The organism is Paeniroseomonas aquatica, assembly GCF_030409335.1.
GTDB classification, from domain to species: Bacteria; Pseudomonadota; Alphaproteobacteria; order Acetobacterales; family Acetobacteraceae; genus Belnapia; species Belnapia aquatica.
In genome coordinates this window covers 156,443-173,018 of record NZ_JAUFPN010000153.1, presented here as the reverse complement: position 1 = coordinate 173,018, position 16,576 = coordinate 156,443, and the positions used below count along the sequence as shown (strand labels likewise).

The following is a 16,576-nucleotide window of genomic DNA, read 5'->3' as shown; positions in this document are numbered from 1 at the left end:
CCAGCCCGGCGGGCAATTCCACAAGGGCGTGACCCCGCCCCGCGCCGGGGTGCCATGCACCGGCGGCGGTGTCCTGCGTTGACCCCGCCGCCGCCCCCTGCCATCTGCCCTAGCATGAGCGCCGATCCATCTCTCCGTGCCGTCAAGTCCTGGCCTGTCGAGGAAGCCCTCAAGGTCGAAGCCCGGCTGGCTGCGACCCCCAAAACCGAGGGCGCCCTGTTCCAGACGGGGTACGGGCCGTCCGGGCTGCCGCATATCGGCACCTTCGGGGAGGTGGCGCGGACCACCTGGGTGCGGCGCGCCTTCGAGCGGCTGACCGGCCTGCCCTCCCGGCTGGTGGCCTTCTCGGACGACATGGACGGGCTGCGGAAGGTTCCGGACAACGTTCCGAACAAGGAGATGCTGGCGGGCTACCTCGGCCGGCCGCTGACCGCCATCCCGGACCCCTTCGGCACGCATTCCAGCTTCGGGGCGCACAACAACGCGCGGTTGCAGGCCTTCCTCGATGCCTTCGGCTTCGCGTATGAATTCGCCTCCTCCACCGACTACTACCGCGACGGCCGCTTCGATGCGGCCCTGCTGCGGATGGCGGAGCGGCACGAGCAGCTCCGGGGCGTGATCCTGCCGACCCTTGGGCCGGACCGGCGGGCGACCTATTCGCCCTTCCTGCCCATCCACCCCGAGACCGGCGTCGTGATGCAGGTGCCGATGGAGGAGGTCCGCCCAGCCGAGGACCTGCTGGTCTGGACCGACCCCGCAACCGGCCGCCGCCATGGCACGCGGATCACCGGCGGCCATGCCAAGGCGCAGTGGAAGGCCGACTGGGCGATGCGCTGGTACGCGCTCGGCGTCGACTACGAGATGTCCGGCAAGGACCTGATCGACAGCGTGAAGCTCTCCTCGGCGATTTGCCGGATCCTCGGCGGAACTCCGCCGGTCGGCTTCACCTATGAGCTGTTCCTGGACGAGCAGGGGCAGAAGATCAGCAAGTCGAAGGGCAATGGCCTCACCATCGAGGAATGGCTGCGCTACGCCCCCCCGGAAAGCCTTAGTCAATTCATGTACGGCCAGCCGCAGCGGGCCAAGCGGCTGTTCTTCGACGTCATCCCGCGGGCGGTGGACGACTACCTCGCCAACCTCGAGAAGCTGAAGGCGGCGCCGGACGCGGCCAACCCGGCCTGGCACATCCACAACGGCGCCAGCAACGACCCGGGCTCGCCCATCTCCTTCGCCATGCTGCTGAACCTGGCCAGCGTGGTGAACGCCGACGGGCCGGAGATCCTCTGGGGCTTCATCGGCCGCTATGCGCCGGGGGTCACGGCGGAGAGCCACCCGATGCTGGCGCGGCTGGCCGAGCATGCGGTCTCCTACTACCGGGACTTCGTCGCGCCGCAGAAGCGCTACCGGATGCCGACCGAGCTGGAACGCGCCGCGCTCGGGGACCTGCTGCAGGCGCTGCGTTCCCTGCCGGCCGACAGCGATGCCGAGGCGATCCAGGCCATGGTCTTCGAGGTCGGCAAGCGCCATGCCTTCGCCAGCCTGCGCGACTGGTTCGGCTGCCTCTACCAGGTCCTGCTCGGCCAGCAGGAAGGGCCGCGCTTCGGCGGCTTCGTCGCGCTCTACGGCATCCCCGGCACCATCGGCCTGGTCGAGGCGGCGCTGGACCGCGAGGCGCCTTCGGCGTGACCGGCCCCAAGGCGGATAAGGGCGCGGGCTGGCTGGGCTGGCTGCGCCGGCATGGACCGACGGTCTTCGGCCTCGCGCTGCTGGTCGGCGCGCTCTATGTCGTGCAACGGGAGTTCCGCGGCCTGTCGGTCGCCGACATCCGCACCGCCATGGCCGCGCTGTCGCCGAAGGCGCTCTGGCTCGGCGGCGGGCTGACCGTGGTCGCCTACCTCGTGCTGGCGATGTACGACAAGCTGGGCTCGGCCTATGCCGGCAAGCCGGTGTCCTGGCCGAAATCGCTGCTGGCCTCCTTCTGCGGCTATTCGCTGGCGCACAACCTGGGCTTCGCCGCGGTTTCCGGCGCGGCGGTGCGCTACCGGCTGTATTCGGCCTGGGGGCTGACGCCGCTCGAGATCGCCAAGGTCGTCGGCTTCACCAGCCTGACCTTCGGCCTGGGCGGCATGGCGCTCGGCGGGCTGGTGCTGCTGATCGAGCCGGAGGTGGTGCCCTGGTTCGGCAGCCACCTGCCGCATTGGGCGCTGCAGGCCATGGCGGTCCCGCTCTGGGGCATCGTCATCGCCTATGTCGTGATGAGCCGCTTCGTCCGGCACGTGAAGATCTTCAAGTACGAGATCGACCTGCCGAGCCCGCGCATGGCGCTGATGCAGACCACGCTGGCGACGGTCGACGTGGCCATGACGGCGGCCATCTTCTACGTGCTGCTGCCGGAGGCGGAGGGCCTGACCTTCCTGCGCTTCGTCGGCATCTACCTCGCGTCCTACGCGGTCGGCATCGCCGCCAGCGTGCCGGGCGGGCTCGGGGTCTTCGACGGGGCCATCCTGCTGGGGCTGCAGCCCTACATGCCGGCGCCTGAGGTGATCGGGGCGCTGCTGGTCTTCCGGCTGTACTACTACATCGTGCCGCTGTTCATCGCCGGCGGGCTGTTCGTCTCCTTCGAGCTGGGCCAGCGCAAGGCGGCGCTGTCGCGGCTCACCGCCTTCGGCCAGGGGACGGATGCGCTGGAGGTGCCGGCCATCGCCTCCCTCGTGGCACTTGCGGGGGCGCTGCTGATCTTCCTCGGGGCACTGCCGACCCGGGGGACGATCATCGAGGAATGGGCCGGGCACATCGCGGCGCTGGCCTCGCATTTCGCCGCCTCGGTGGTGGGTTCGCTGCTGCTGGTCATGGCCTTCGGGCTGATGCGGCGGCTGACCATCGCCTGGGGCTTCACCCTCTTCCTGCTGGTGAACGGCGCCGGGATCGCCTGGCTGCGCGGCGAGGCCTGGTGGCTCTGGGGGGCCTTCCTGCTGCTGGCGGTGCTGGTGGCGGCGCTCCGCAGCGCCTTCTACCGCGACAGCCGGCTGGCGCGGGAGCCGCTCTCGGCCGAGGCGGCGGTGCCGCTGCTGGCGGTCGGCGCCTGCGGCTTCACCCTCGCGCTGATCGCCTATGGCGGCAAGGTGGCGGACGAGAGCTGGTGGACGGTGGTGATCTCCCCGCTGGCGCCGGACAGCCTGCGCTTCACCGTCGGCATCACCGGGGTCCTGCTGCTGGCGGCGATGGTGCGGCTGCTGCGGCCGGCCCGGATGGTGGCCACCGCCTGGGGCCCCGAGACGCGCGCCCGGCTGGCCTCGCTCGGCGCCCTGGCCCCGGCCGAGGCGGATGGCGCGGTCTTCGGCGAGGGCGACCGGGCCGGCTTCGCCTTCCTCAAGCGGGATGGGGTCTGGCTGGCGCTGGGCGACCCGGCGGGGGACCGGCGGGATGCGATCTCGGCGATCTGGCGCTTCCGCGACCTCTGCGAGCGGGCGGGGGTCGATCCGGCCTTCTGGCGGGTCGGGCCCGACCTGCTGCGGATCTACGGGGATATCGGGCTGACCGCCGTCTCGCTCGGCGAGGGCTCGCTCTACCTGGCGCTGCGGGCGGAGAAGGACCTGGCCCAGCTGCGGGAACTGCTGCCGCGCGAGGCCTGACCAGGCCGGCGGCCGGTCAGAGCGAACTCCGATCCGATGGACTCATCGGATCGGAGTTCGCCCGCCAGAACAACAGGCCAGAGCGGGCTCCGTGCGCCGATGCGAATGGAAGCCGCTTTAGCCGCCGGTCAGCTTCCGCATGTTGGCGCGCACCCGGCGATGCGCCGGGGCGACCGCGGCGGCGAGCACCGCCGGGGCGGCGGCGCCGGCCATGGCCGCCTGCCCGGCCGCCAGGGCGCCGGCGGCGAAGGCCTTCTGCTTCTCCAGCGCATAGCCGGCAAGCGTCGCCTGCGCCTCCGCCGGCCGGGCCCAGAGCTGGGCGCTGCGCAGGGTGAAGACGACGCTCGTCTGCCAGGCGAAAGCCGCGGCGGTGAAGGGATTCATGGCCAGGCTCGCCTCGTCCGGTGGGGGTGTCGCGGCGGATCATAGCCGACCCGCCGCGACGACAGGGTTACAGCGCGGCGAGGACGGCCTCGGCCGAGCTGACCTCGAAGGCGCCGGCGGCTTCGACGGCGACATGCGTCACCTTGCCGGCCTTGGCCACCAGGGCGAAGCGCTGGCTGCGGACGCCGAGGCCGCGCGCCGTCAGGTCCAGCTCCAGGCCGAGCGCCTTGGTGAAGGCGGCGCTGCCATCGGCCAGCATGACCACCTTGTCGCCGACGCCCTGGTCCTTGCCCCAGGCGCCCATGACGAAGGCGTCGTTCACCGCCATGCAGGCGACGACGTCGGCGCCCTTGGCCTTCAGCGCGTCGAACTGCGTGACGAAGCCGGGCAGGTGCTTGGCGGAACAGGTCGGGGTGAAGGCGCCGGGCACGCCGAAGAGGACGACGGTCTTGCCGCCGAAGAGCTCCTCGGTGGAGACCTCCTTCGGGCCTTCCGCGGTGGCCTGCATCAGCTTCATCGCCGGGATGCTGTCGCCAACCTGAATTGTCATCAAATTCTCTCCTCTGATGGATCGATGTAATCGCTTCGCCGCCAGCTGTCACCGCATCCGCCGGAGCGTCATCGCCGGGCCAAGGCTGGCCATCGGCGCCGGCTTCGGCAAGGGGGTAAGCGCCGCCGCCGGTGCCGCACATGGCCCCGGCCGCCCTGCTTGCACGCCCGGCGGGGCGCCGCCATCTTAGGCGCATGGCGAAACGCGACCGTACCCTACCCACGGCCCAATCCAGCCAGGAGGAAGGCTACCTCGGCGGCCAGGTCCTGGTCGCCATGCCGAACATGCAGGATCCGCGCTTCGCCCGGACCGTGATTTGCCTCTGCGCCCATTCGCCGGAAGGGGCGATGGGGATCATCGTGAACAAGCCGCTCGACGGCATGTCCTTCGACGACCTGCTGAAGCAGCTCGAGCTCGAGCCGGTGCCGCCGCAGCGGCGCATCCGGCTCTGCCAGGGCGGCCCGGTCGAGGGCGGCCGCGGCTTCGTGCTGCACACCAACGACTGGACCAGCGACGGCTCTCTCGAGGTGACCAAGGACCTCGCGCTGACCGCCAGCGTCGACATCCTGAAGGCGATCGCCGGCGGCGGCGGGCCGCGCAGCGGCGTGCTGGCGCTGGGCTATGCCGGCTGGGGGCCGGGGCAGCTCGAGGACGAGATCCAGGCCAATTCCTGGCTCTCGGTGAACCCGGACGAGACCCTGATCTTCGGCGAGGCAGACGACCAGAAATGGCGCCAGGCCATGGCCAAGCTGAAGGTGGACCCGGTGCTGCTCTCGGGCGCCGCCGGGCATGCCTGAGGGCTTCGGCCTCAGTGCTGCGGCAGGCGCCGCGCCGCGCCCAGCGCCACCTGGGTGGCCAGCGCCGCCGCCAGCATCCATAGCGCGGTGGCGATGCCGCTGCCGCTCTCGGTCACGCCGCAGAGCACCGTCAGCAGCGCGCCGCAGCCCATCTGCGCGGCGCCGATCAGGCCGGAGGCGGTGCCCGCCAGGTTGGGGCGGACGCTGATGGCGGCGGCGATGGCATTCGGCTGGACCATGCCGTTGCCGAGCGCGGCGACCGCCATCGGGCCGAAGAACAGCGCGATATGCGGCGGCAGGAAGACCTGCGCCAGCAGCGCCAGCACGCCGCCGGCGGTGGTGACCATGGTGCCGAGCGCCAGCATCCGGGCGATGCCGAGCCGGGTCGCCAGCCGGGCGGCGGTGAAGGTCCCGGCGCTCCAGGCGAAGGGGATGCACATCATCGCGGTGGCATAGGCGGTCGCAGAATAGCCGAGCCCGTTGATGACCACGAGCGGCCCGCCGACCGCGAAGGCGAAGAAGACTCCGGTGGCGAAGGCGGTCAGCCCGCAATAGGCGCGGAAGGCCGGCAGCCGCAGCAATTGCACGTAGGCGCCGAGCATGCCGGCCAGGCCGGGCAGCGGCTGCGGCTCCCGCAGGGTCTCGGGCAGCCGGAGCTTGACCGCGACCAGCAGCGGCGCGGCGAAGACCAGGCAGGCCAGCATGGTGGCGCGCCAGCCGAAGGCATCCTCCAGCAGGCTGCCGATCAGCGGCGCCAGCATCGGCGCCACCGCCATGGCGGTGCTGACGTAGCCCATGACGCTGGCCGCCTGCTCGCGCGGGTAGGCGTCGCGGATCATCGCCCGGCCGAGGACGAGGCCGGCGCAGCCGCCGACCGCCTGCAGGACGCGCGCGGCGATGAGCCAGCCGATGGAGGGCGCCAGCGCCGCGGCGAGGCTGCCCGCGAGGTAGATCGCCAGCCCGCCGAGCAGCAGCGGCCGGCGGCCGTAGCGGTCGGACAGCGGGCCATAGACCAGCTGCGCCACCGCGACGCCGACGAGGTAGAGGGTCAGCGTGAGCTGCACCGTGCCGTAGCTGGCGGAAAGCGCGCCCATCAGCGCCGGCATGCAGGGGATGATGATCTGCATGGTGAAGGGGCCGAGCCCGGTCGCCAGGATCAGCAGGGCGATCGCCGGCTTCGGCCGGGCCGGCGGGGTGGCGGCGACGGCGGGGAGATCGCCCTCTGGGATGTCACGTGGGCTCACCCGGGCTTTCTAGGCATGGGACCGGCGGTTGCAAAGCCGGGGATGCGTCCCCGCACGCCGGGGTGATGCGCAGCGGCGGCATGGCTGCCGCTTGGCGCGGCATTATCCCAGGGCGAGTGCCAATTCGCGCGCCGCCCAGCGCAGCGCGCCCGGCTCATGGCCCGAGAATCCCAGCATCAGCCCCTGGATCGGCGGCGCCGCCAGGAACATCGGGCTGACCGGCCGGGCGACCAGGCCGCGCCGCGCCGCCGCCGCGGCGACGTCGAGGTCGGCGAGGCCGGGGCGCAGCCGGGCCAGCAGCTTCATCCCCTGGTCCGGCACCTCGATGCTGAGGTGGTCCGGCAGGTGGGTGCGCAGCGCCTCGACCAGCGTGTCCCGCGCCAGGCGGTAGTGCTGGCGCATGCGGCGGAGGTGCTGGGCGAAATGGCCTTCCTCCAGGAAGTCGGTCACCACCCCTTCCTGCAGGGCGGCCGGGTACCAGTCGCTGAGCAGCCGGGCCGAGAGCACCGCCTCCAGCAGCTCCGGCGGCACCACCGCGTAGCCGAGCCGCAAGCCGGGGAACAGCACCTTGCTGAAGGTGCCGACATAGATCACCCGGCCGCCGTCATCGATGCCCTGGAGCGAGGCGAGCGGCCGGCCGGCGTAGCGGAACTCGCTGTCGTAGTCGTCCTCCAGCACCCAGGCGCCGCTCCGCCGCGCCCAGGCCAGCAATTCCAGCCGCCGGGCCATCGAGAGGGTGACGCCGAGCGGGTACTGCGAGGAGGGGGTGACATAGGCGAGCCGCGCCTCGGGCGCCGCGGCCACCCCGGCGGCGACCTCCATGCCCTGGGCATCGACCGGCACCGGGACGATCCGCGCCCCGGCGGCGGCCAGCGCCGCGCGGACCGCGGGGTAGCAGGGATCCTCCAGCCAGACCGGCGCCCCGGGGCGCAGCACGACCCGCAGCACGAGGTCGATCGCCTGCTGGGCGCCGGCGGTGATCACCACCTGTTCCGGCTCGCAGCGCACCGCCCGGCCGGCACGGAGGTAGCGGGAGATGGCCTGGCGCAGCGCCAGCGCGCCGCGCGGGTCGGCATAGCCCAGCAAGGCGGGGTCGAGCTGCTGCAGGTGGCGGGCGGTCAGGCTGCGCCAGACCTGCAGGGTGCGGTCGTCGAGCGAGCAGCGGCCGGTGTTGAAGGGCGCGGTGCCGTATTGCCCGGCATGCGGGATGGCGGCGGGCGCCGGGGGGGGGCGCGGCGGGGGCGGCAGTTCCAGGGGCTCGGGCATGTCGCGGGAGACGAAGCTGCCGGCGCCGACCCTTCCCTCGATGAAGCCCTCGGCCAGCAGCTGCTCATAGGCGGCGACGACGGAGTTGCGGGCGATGCCGAGGTGCGCCGCCAGGGCGCGGGTCGGCGGCAGGCGGCCGCCCGGCGGGATGGCGCCGGCGAGGATGGCGCGGCGCAGCTCCAGGTAGACCTGGCGCAGCACCGGCACGGGGCTGGCGCGGTCCAGGGTGACGAGGAGGGCTTCGGGTTCCATCCGGATTGGACCAGCCTATGGGGGCAGGATTGGCCCTCGCGCCGGACCAATCCAGGGAGCCTTATGCGGCATCATCCGACCCGAGAGAAGCCCCATGCCCGATTCCGTTCCAGCCCCGACCTATCCCGTCACCGTCCGCAACCGGGTGAAGCGGCTGCATGAGCGGGGGCGCTACGACCATGACAGCGTGCATGCCATCCTCGACGCGGCGATGCTCTGCCACATCGCCTATGTCATCGACGGCCAGCCCTACTGCACGCCGACCGCCTTCTGGCGCGAGGGGGAGCACCTGTACTGGCACGGCTCCTCGGCCAGCCGGATGCTGCGGGTGCAGAAGCCGGGCATCCCGGTCTGCCTGACGGTGACGCACCTCGACAGCCTGGTGCTGGCCCGCTGCGGCTTCAACCACTCGGTCGACTACCGGTCGGCGATGTGCTTCGGCACCGCGCATATCATCGAGGACCTGGAGGAGAAGGCGAAGGCGCTCGATATCATGATCGACCGCTTCTACCCCGGCCGGAACGCCGAGCTGCGCCCCAGCACCGCGCAGGAGCTGAAGGCGACCATGGTGATCGGCATGACGATCGAGGAGGCAAGCGGCAAGATCCGCAGCAAGGGCATCGGCGACGAGGAGGAGGATTACGCGCTGCCGATCTATGCGACGCGCTTCCCGGTGGTGCAGACCATCGGCGCCTCGGAGCCCTGCCCGCGGATGCCGGCGGGCGTGCCCTATCCGCCGGGTTTGGCAGGTTTCACCGCTGGTCGTAGGCTGGATGAGATCATGACCGAAAGCTATCGGAAGACCTATGGCCCCGCGGACAGCAGCGACTGATTTGGCGACCGCCTCGGCGGTGGAACTGGCGGCGCTGGTGCGCGAGAGGCGCGCCTCGCCGGTGGAGGTGACGGCGGCGGTGCTGGCGCGCATCGCCGCGAAGGAGCCTTCGCTCAACGCCTTCGTCGCGCTCGACGCCGAGCGGGCGACGGCGGCGGCGAAGGCGGCCGAGGCGGCGGTGATGCGGGGCGAGGCGCTCGGGCCGCTGCATGGCGTGCCGGCGACCATCAAGGACATCCAGGCGGTCGAAGGCCTGCCGACGATGCGGGGCTCGAAGCTGTCGGACCCGACGCCGGCCGGGGCCGATGCGCCGCTGGTGGCGCGGCTGCGGGGCGCGGGGGCCATCATCCTCGGCAAGACCACCAGCACCGAGCAGGGCTGGACGGCGGTGAGCCACAATCCGCTGACCGGGGCGACGCATAATCCCTGGAAGCATGGCATGACCGCGGGCGGCTCCTCCTCCGGCGCCGCCGCGCTGGCCGGTGCCGGTTGCGGACCGCTGCACCTCGGCACCGATGGCGCGGGCTCCATCCGGCTGCCGGCGCATTTCTGCGGCGCGGTCGGCTTCAAGCCGACCTATGGCCGGGTGCCCTATGCGCCGGTGCCCAACAACGGCGCGCTCTCCCATGCCGGGCCGATCACCCGCGACGTGGCCGATGCCGCGTTGATGTTCTCCGTGATGGCCGGGCCGCATCACGCCGACCACACCACCCTGCCCGACCGCTTCGGCCCGGAGATCGCACCGGGCGGGCTGGCCGGGTTGCGGATCGCCTATAGCCCAGACCTCGGCCATGCCCGGGTGGACCCGGAGGTGGCGGCGCTGGTCGCCGCCGGAGTGGCCGCGCTGGAAGCCGCGGGCGCGGTGGTCGAGCAGGTGACGCCGGGCTGGGGCCCGGAAGGCCCGGCGCTGGAGCGCGACCTCTGGGGCGGGGCGATGCGCCCCTTCCTGGCGAAGGATGCCGCGGCCGAGGCGCAGATGGATCCCGGGCTGGTCGCCTGCACCCGGGCCTATAAAGATTTCAGCTTCGACCAGGCGCATGCGGCGCAGGGGCGGCGCTTCGCCTATGCGGCGGCGGTGAACGGCTGGTTCGAGGCGGCGGGCTTCGACCTGCTGGTGACGCCGAGCGCCTCGGTCGCCGCCTTCCCGGTCGGGCTGCAGCGGCCGCCGCATTGGCCGCCGCACGACTGGGACTGGCTGGTCTGGGCGGAGTTCTCCTACCCCTTCAACCTCAGCCATGGCCCGGCCGTCTCGGTGCCTTGCGGCGTCACGGCGGATGGGCTGCCGGTCGGCCTGCAGCTCGCCGGGCCGCGGCTGGCGGATGCGCTGGTGCTGCGGGCGGCGGCGGGGTTCCTGGCGGCGCGGCCCTTCAAGGTCACGCCGGCCGAGTAGCCGCCCTCACCCGCGCCGGAGGTTCCAGAACAGCGGCAGGCCCTTCAGCAGGCCGGAGATGTCCTCGCGGTAGGCGGTCGGCTGGTAGAACTGGCCGAGCGGCACATAGGGCACGTCGAGGAAGGCCTGGCGCTGCATCTCCCGCCCGAGGTCGCGCCGCGCCGCGTCGTCGGTCGATTGCAGCCAGCGGTTCCGCATCTCCTCCAGCGGCGGGCTGGAGGACCAGCCGAAGGTCGCGGTCAGCCCGCTGCCGCGGATGAAGTTGTGCGCCGCCGGGTTGAACTGGTTCACCCCGGCGGTGAAGGTGCAGAAGGCGTTGTAGCCGCCCTTGTCCGGCAGCTCCCGGTTGGCCTGGCGGCGCAGCGCGCTGCCCCAGTCCATCGCCACGTAGTCGAGCTTCATCCCGAGCTTGCGGAAGACGTCGCCCACCACCTCGCTCATCGCGTTGATGGCGGGGAAGTCGGTCGGTGCCATCAGCAGCACCGTCTCGCCCTTGTAGCCGGCAGCCTCGATCGCGCGGCGGGAGGCGGCGATGTCACGGGGCCCGGTGAGTGCCGCCATGCCCTCGTCGCTCGCCATGGCCGAGCCGGGGGCGAAGAAGCCGACGCCGTCCCGCCAGAGCGCGCGGTCACTGCCGGCGACGGCGATCATCGCGTCCTCCTGGCTGATCGCGCCGAGCACGGCGCGGCGGATGGCCGGGTTGTCGAAGGGCGGGTGCAGGTGGTTGAAGCGGAGCATGCCGATGGCCCCGGTCGGGTCGAGCACCTCCACCTTGATGCCGCGGCCGCGCTGCAGGGTCGGCAGCAGGTCGGTGGTCGGCTGTTCCCACCAGTCGATCTCGCCGCGGCGCAGCGCCGCGGCGGCCGTCGTCGCATCCGGCAGGGTCAGCCATTCCACCCGGTCGAGGTGGGCGAGCTTCGGGCCGGCGAGCAGGCTCGGCGTGCCGTCGGGGCGCGGCACGTAGCCCTCGAACCTGGTGTAGACGGCGCGGGAGCCGGGGATGCGCTCGGCGGCCAGGAAGCGGAAGGGGCCGCTGCCGACCATCTCGGAGATCGGCAGGGCGGCGTCCTGGCCGGCGAGCCGCTCCGGCATGATGAAGGCGACATTGGCGCCGACCTTGCCGAGCGCATCCGGCAGCAGCGGGAAGGGCCGCTTCAGCCGCCAGCGGATCACCCGGTCGGAGGGGGCGGTGATCTCCTCCGTCACCGCCATGACGGCGAGGCCGAAGCTGTCCCGCTGCCCCCAGCGCTTGACGCTGGCGACCGCGTCCCGCGCCCTGACCGGCTCCCCGTCGTGGAAGCGCAGCCCGTCGCGCAAGGTCATCGTCCAGGTCAGCCCGTCGTCCGCGACGGTATGGCCGGCGACCATCTGCGGCTGGGCGCGGTACTGCTCGTCCCAGCCATAGAGCGTGTCGAAGACCAGGAAGGCGTGGTTGCGGGTGACGAAGCCGGTGGTGACGATGGGATCGAGGATGGCGAGGTCGGCCTGCGGCGCGAAGCGCAGCAGCTTCTGCCCGGCCTGCGCGCCGGCCAGCCGTGGCGCCGCGAGGGTGAGGGCCGAAGCCTGGAGAAGTGCGCGCCGCTTGATCATGCCTGAACCTTCCGCTGCCGACTGCGCGGCAGCATAGGCCGGAATGGCCGCGGCGCTACCAGCGCAGGGCGCGGATCGCGGCGACCGGATCGACGCCCTCGGCCAGCGCCACCCGGCGCAGCGCCTCCGGGTCCGGGTTGTCGCCGTAAGCATGGGCGGCGAGGCCGGTCATCGCCCAGAGCGCATCGATCCCGGCGGCCTGGGCGCCGGCGAGGTCGGTATGCGGGGTATCGCCGATCGCCACGACACGGCTGCGGTCCGAAAGGCCCAGCATCGCCATGACCGGGTCGTAGACCGCGGGGTCGGGCTTGCCGACCTCGAAGACGCGCCCGCCCAACTCCAGGTAGATATCGGCCAGCGCCCCGGCGCAGATGAGGCGGTCGGCGCCGACCATGACGTAGCGGTCGGGGTTGACGCAGACCATAGGCAGGCGATGCGCGGCGGCCGCTTCCAGCGCCGGGCGATAGGGCGCCGGGTCGTCCGAGCCGCGGTCCGGGTCGGGGCCGGTGTTCAGCAGGAAGTCGGCCTCGGCCGGGTCGGCGACCAGCGTGGCGACATCCTCCTCGATCACCGAGAGGTCGCGCTCGGGGCCGATATGGAAGGCGCGGCGGCCGAGCGGGGCGAAGAAGGGATGGCTGCGGTCGCGCAGCATCATCCAGGCGATCTCGCCGGAGGACATGATCCCGTCATACAGCGCCCGGTCGAGGCCCATGCGGTCCAGCATGCTGCCGACGAACCAGGCGCGGCGCGGCGCATTGGTCAGGAAGACCACGCGCTTGCCGCGGGACTTGAGTTCGCCCAGCGCCTCGGCGACGCCGGGGTAGATCCGCTTGCCATCGTGGACCACGCCCCAGAGGTCGAGCACGTAGCCGTCGTAGCGCTCCGCGAGGGGGGCGATGCCGTCGAGTAGATCCATGTCGCTGTCCTCAGGCGTCCATGCCGACCGCGTCGGCGACATTGGCGAAACCGTCCCGCCGCAGCAGCGCCGCGAGGTCGCGCTTCAGCGCCGGCACCAGCGCCGGGCCGGCATAGGCGAAGGCGCTGTAGAGCTGCACCAGGCTGGCGCCGGCCTTGATCTTCTCCAGCGCGTCGGCCCCCGTGGCGATGCCGCCGACGCCGACCAGCAGCAGCCTTCCCTGGGCCAGCCGGTAGCATTGCCGCAGCACCGCGGTGGCGCGCTCGCGCAGCGGGGCGCCGGAGAGGCCGCCGGCCTGGGTGCGGTTGGCCGAGCGCAGCGTCTCCGGCCGGGCGATGGTGGTATTCGAGACGATGAGGCCGGAGACGCCATGCGCCACGCAGGTCTCGACCAGCGGGCCGAGCGCGGCATCGGCGAGGTCGGGGGCGATCTTGACCAGCACCGGCGGGTTGCCGCTCTGGTAGACCGCGCCGATGCCGGCCAGGATCCGCGCCAGCCGCTCCTCCCCCTGCAGGTCGCGCAGGCCCGGGGTATTGGGCGAGGAGACGTTGATCACGACGTAGTCGGCGAAGGGCGCCAGCGCGGCATAGAGCGCGGGGTAGTCGCGCTCGGGGTCGGCGCCTTCCTTGTTCACCCCGATATTGGCGCCGAAGGGCGCCGGCAGCGGCCGCGGCAGGGCGCCGAGGCGGTCGCGGTACTCCTCCATGCCGCCGTTGTTGAAGCCCATGCGGTTGATGACGGCGGCATCCTCCTCCAGCCGGAACAGCCGGGGACGCGGGTTGCCGGGCTGCGGCCGGGGGGTGACGGTGCCGGCCTCGACGAAGCCGAAGCCGAGCCGCATCAGCGGCAGGACGGCCACCGCATCCTTGTCGAAGCCGGCGGCCAGGCCGATCGGGTTGGCGAAGCGGAGGCCGAGCGCCTCGGTCGCCAGGATCGGGTCGGGCGGGGTGGCGTCGCGGCCGGCGAGGCCGGCGGCCAGGCCCCGGAGGGCGAGGCCATGCGCGGTCTCGGCATCCAGCCGGCGCAGCAGGGGCGTGACGAGGGATGCGAGGCGTGGGGTCATGCCGCGGGTGTGTGCCTCAGCAGCGGCAGGATGGGAAGGCGCGGTTGACGCTGCGCGCCCAGGCCGCGACAACCAGGGGAGAAATACAAGGCTGGAGGAAACGCGTGAAGGGTCCGGCGCTGCTGCTCGCCGGCATCGTGCTGTTCAGCGTGAACGACGCCAACAGCAAGCTGCTTTCCGGCCATTACGGCATCGGGCAGGTGATCTTCCTCCGCTACGTCATGCTGCTCCCGGCCTTCCTGGCGGCGCGGGCCTTGCTCGCCGGGTTCGGCCGGCCCGGCTTCGGCGGGCCGCTGGCGACGCGGCACCCCTGGCTGCAGGCATTCAGGGCCTGTTCCATGATGGTCTCGGCCGCGGGCTTCTTCCTCGGCTTCCGGCACCTGCCGCTGGCCGAGGGCTACCTCGTCTTCTTCACCGCGCCGCTGCTGACGCTGGTCCTGGCCGCGGCCTTCCTGCGGGAGCCGGTGCCCCGCATCGCCTGGGTCTGGTGCCTGGTCGGCTTCGGCGGGGTGCTGCTCTCGGTGGCGCCGAAGCTGGGCGGCGGCGGCGGGCCGGCGGTCGGCTACCTCGCGGTGCTGGCGGGCACCGTGGCCTTCGCGGTGAACCAGACGCTGAACCGCCGGCTGCGGGCGGAACCGGGGCTGGTCGGGGTGATCCTGTGGCCGAGCCTGGTCGGGCTGGTGCTGTTCGGGCCGATGGCCGCGGCGGATTGGGCGCCGGCGCCGCCGGGCGACATCCTGCGCATGCTGGCGAATGGCGCACTGGCCGGGGGCGCGGTGATCTGCACGGCGGCGGCCTACCGGGCCTCGGACGCGGCGCGGCTCGGCCCCTGGGGCTTCGCCGCGCTGCCGGTCTCGGTGGCCTTCGACCTGGCGATCTGGGACCGCTGGCCGGATGCGGCGACCCTGCTCGGCGGCGCCGTGGTGGTGGGCGCCTGCCTGATGAGCGAGCGGGCGCGGCGGCGGGCGCTCGCTCAGGCGATCCCGGCGGGGAAGGCGTGGGTGCCGTCGGCGCCCAGCGGCAAGGCCACCACGCTGCGCACGGCGGAGAGCGGCAAGGCGCCGTAGAGGTGCGGGAACAGGCCGGGGCGGCTGCCGGCCGGCTCCCAGCGCAGCGCCTCGCCCAGCGGCGCGGTGGCGACGGCGACCAGCAGCAGGTCGGCCTCGCCGGCGCGGTGCTTCGCCGCGCTGGCGCGGATCTGGGCGGCGTCCGAGAAGTGGAGGAAGCCGTCGCGGCGGTCGTCGGCGCTGCCGTGGTAGGCGCCGGCGGCATCGGCCGCGCGCCAGTCGGCGGCGCGGACCATGGTGTAGATGATGTCGTCCATGGGCGGCAGCCTAGCCGAAAACCGCGCGCTCCACCCAGGCCGCGACTTCCAGCAGCCTTCGGTCGCTGCCGCGCGGGCCGATGAGCTGCAGGCCGAGCGGCATGCCGGCGGGGCCGCGGGCGCCGGGGATGGTGACGCAGGGCACCTGCAGGAAGGTCCACATCGTGCTGAAGACCGCATTGCCGGTGAAGGCGAGGCCGGGCGGCGCCTCCCCGGGCGCGGCCGGGCAGAGCAGCGCGTCGTAGCCGCCGAGGATGGCATCGGCTTCGATCCGGCAGGCCTCGCCGAAGCGGGCGGAGGCGCGGTAGAGCTCCGGGCTGCAGGCCTCGCCGTCGCGGATGCGGCCTTCCAGGATATCGGGCGAGAGGCGCTCGCGGTGGACCGTCGCCTCATAGGCCAGGCTGCGGGCGCCCTCGTAGGCGGAGACCCAGCGCTGGGCGTCGGCGAGCTGGGCGAAGCGGGGCGGCAGGGTGCAGTCCGCCACCTGGGCGCCGGTCTTGCCGCAGGCGGCGGCGGCCTCGTCGAGCAGCGCGTGGGTGCAGGCCTCGGCCTGTTCGGCGAAGGGGGTGCGGCACAAGCCGATGCGGGGGCCGCCGACGTTGCCGGCCGCGAGGCCGGTGAAGGGCGTCGCCGTCAGCACCGCCCGCAGCAGCGCGATATCGGCGAGCGAGCGGGCATAAAGGCCGACCGTGTCGCAGGTGGCCGAGGTCAGCTGGATGCCGGCGTAGCTGATCTCGCCCCAGCTCCCCTTGAAGCCATGCACGCCGCAATAGGCCGCCGGGCGGATGACCGAGCCGGAGGTCTGGGTGCCGAGCGCCAGCGGCACGATGCCGGCGCCGACCGCGGCCGCCGAGCCGGAGGAGGAGCCGCCGGGGGTGCGGGCCGCATCGTGCGGGTTGGTGGTCGGGCCGGGGCGGCGGTTGGCGAATTCGGCGGTGACGACCTTGCCGAAGACCACGCCGGCCGCGGCGCGGGTCAGCGCCACGACCGAGGCATCACGGTTCGGCCTATGCCCGGCATGGATCTCGGAGCCGTAGCTGGTCGGCATGTCGACGGTGTCGATGATGTCCTTGAAGGCGACCGGGATGCCGCGCAGGGCGCCGGTGCGGGCCTGCGCGGCATCGGCCTGGGCCATGACCTGCGCCGGGTCGAGGTGGGTGAAGGCACGCACCACCGGCGCCCGCGCGGCGGCGCGTTCCAGGCAGCTCGCGGCGAGTTCGGGGGCGGTCAGGCGGCCGGCGGCGATGGCGGCGAGCGCCTCGGTGGCGGTCAGGTCGTGCGGGGTCATGGTCGCTCCGGCGCGGGATTGGCTCGGGGCTTGCAAGCCGCGCACCAA

At 72.7% G+C, this 16,576-nt stretch carries 15 protein-coding genes; 6 read left to right on the top strand and 9 right to left on the bottom strand.

The window, feature by feature from the left end:
• Positions 1-114: 114 nt before the first annotated feature.
• A complete protein-coding gene (locus tag QWZ14_RS15980) occupies positions 115-1,686 on the top strand; it encodes a lysine--tRNA ligase (RefSeq protein ID WP_290317740.1) in 1,572 nt (523 codons plus the stop codon).
• Positions 1,683-3,632 carry a lysylphosphatidylglycerol synthase domain-containing protein gene (locus QWZ14_RS15975; RefSeq protein WP_290317739.1) on the top strand — a complete coding sequence of 650 codons (1,950 nt, stop codon included), beginning with the start codon at positions 1,683-1,685 and terminating at the stop codon, positions 3,630-3,632. The genes QWZ14_RS15980 and QWZ14_RS15975 overlap by 4 nt, the downstream gene beginning before the upstream one ends.
• 117 nt (positions 3,633-3,749) lie before the next feature.
• Here the strand turns inward: QWZ14_RS15975 and QWZ14_RS15970 are convergent, their stop codons facing one another.
• Complete coding sequence (locus QWZ14_RS15970) at positions 3,750-4,016, bottom strand: hypothetical protein (protein ID WP_290317738.1); 267 nt, start codon at positions 4,014-4,016, stop codon at positions 3,750-3,752.
• 67 nt (positions 4,017-4,083) lie between these two features.
• On the bottom strand, positions 4,084-4,566 hold the full coding sequence (locus QWZ14_RS15965) for a peroxiredoxin (protein ID WP_290317737.1): 483 nt from the start codon (positions 4,564-4,566) through the stop codon (positions 4,084-4,086).
• Positions 4,567-4,760: 194 nt separating this feature from the next.
• Between QWZ14_RS15965 and QWZ14_RS15960 the strand changes: the two genes are divergently transcribed.
• Entirely contained in the window at positions 4,761-5,363 is a 603-nt protein-coding gene (locus QWZ14_RS15960; protein WP_290317736.1) for a YqgE/AlgH family protein, read from the top strand.
• A gap of 11 nt (positions 5,364-5,374) precedes the next feature.
• Here QWZ14_RS15960 and QWZ14_RS15955 read toward each other — a convergent pair whose 3' ends face one another.
• Entirely contained in the window at positions 5,375-6,607 is a 1,233-nt protein-coding gene (locus tag QWZ14_RS15955) for a multidrug effflux MFS transporter (RefSeq protein WP_290317735.1), read from the bottom strand.
• A 102-nt stretch (positions 6,608-6,709) separates the two neighbouring features.
• Positions 6,710-8,125: a MocR-like pyridoxine biosynthesis transcription factor PdxR gene (gene pdxR, locus QWZ14_RS15950; protein WP_290317734.1), complete on the bottom strand. Its 1,416-nt coding sequence runs from the start codon at positions 8,123-8,125 to the stop codon at positions 6,710-6,712.
• A gap of 94 nt (positions 8,126-8,219) precedes the next feature.
• On the opposite strand from pdxR, the gene QWZ14_RS15945 reads away from it, so the two are divergent.
• Together QWZ14_RS15945 and QWZ14_RS15940 are read left to right on the top strand one after the other, a co-directional pair.
• Positions 8,220-8,957: a pyridoxamine 5'-phosphate oxidase family protein gene (locus QWZ14_RS15945; protein WP_290317733.1), complete on the top strand. Its 738-nt coding sequence runs from the start codon at positions 8,220-8,222 to the stop codon at positions 8,955-8,957.
• A 1-nt stretch (position 8,958) separates the two neighbouring features.
• The gene (locus QWZ14_RS15940) at positions 8,959-10,347 is read left to right on the top strand and encodes an amidase family protein (protein WP_290317732.1); all 1,389 of its coding nucleotides are present in this window, start codon (positions 8,959-8,961) and stop codon (positions 10,345-10,347) included.
• 6 nt (positions 10,348-10,353) lie between these two features.
• Here QWZ14_RS15940 and QWZ14_RS15935 read toward each other — a convergent pair whose 3' ends face one another.
• The 3 genes from QWZ14_RS15935 to QWZ14_RS15925 are packed head-to-tail and all read right to left on the bottom strand — an operon-like array spanning position 10,354 to position 13,916.
• The gene (locus QWZ14_RS15935; protein ID WP_290317731.1) at positions 10,354-11,937 is read right to left on the bottom strand and encodes an ABC transporter substrate-binding protein; all 1,584 of its coding nucleotides are present in this window, start codon (positions 11,935-11,937) and stop codon (positions 10,354-10,356) included.
• A 55-nt stretch (positions 11,938-11,992) separates the two neighbouring features.
• The gene (locus tag QWZ14_RS15930) at positions 11,993-12,853 is read right to left on the bottom strand and encodes a TIGR01459 family HAD-type hydrolase (protein WP_290317730.1); all 861 of its coding nucleotides are present in this window, start codon (positions 12,851-12,853) and stop codon (positions 11,993-11,995) included.
• Positions 12,854-12,863: 10 nt separating this feature from the next.
• Positions 12,864-13,916, bottom strand: a complete 1,053-nt coding sequence (locus tag QWZ14_RS15925; RefSeq protein ID WP_290317729.1) for a quinone-dependent dihydroorotate dehydrogenase — start codon at positions 13,914-13,916, stop codon at positions 12,864-12,866.
• A 104-nt stretch (positions 13,917-14,020) separates the two neighbouring features.
• Between QWZ14_RS15925 and QWZ14_RS15920 the strand changes: the two genes are divergently transcribed.
• A complete protein-coding gene (locus tag QWZ14_RS15920; RefSeq protein WP_290317728.1) occupies positions 14,021-14,983 on the top strand; it encodes a DMT family transporter in 963 nt (320 codons plus the stop codon).
• Here QWZ14_RS15920 and QWZ14_RS15915 read toward each other — a convergent pair.
• Together QWZ14_RS15915 and QWZ14_RS15910 are read right to left on the bottom strand one after the other, a co-directional pair.
• On the bottom strand, positions 14,890-15,240 hold the full coding sequence (locus QWZ14_RS15915; protein ID WP_290317727.1) for a DUF952 domain-containing protein: 351 nt from the start codon (positions 15,238-15,240) through the stop codon (positions 14,890-14,892). The genes QWZ14_RS15920 and QWZ14_RS15915 overlap by 94 nt on opposite strands.
• A gap of 10 nt (positions 15,241-15,250) precedes the next feature.
• A complete protein-coding gene (locus tag QWZ14_RS15910; RefSeq protein ID WP_290317726.1) occupies positions 15,251-16,528 on the bottom strand; it encodes an amidase in 1,278 nt (425 codons plus the stop codon).
• Between the last annotated feature and the right edge of the window lie 48 nt (positions 16,529-16,576).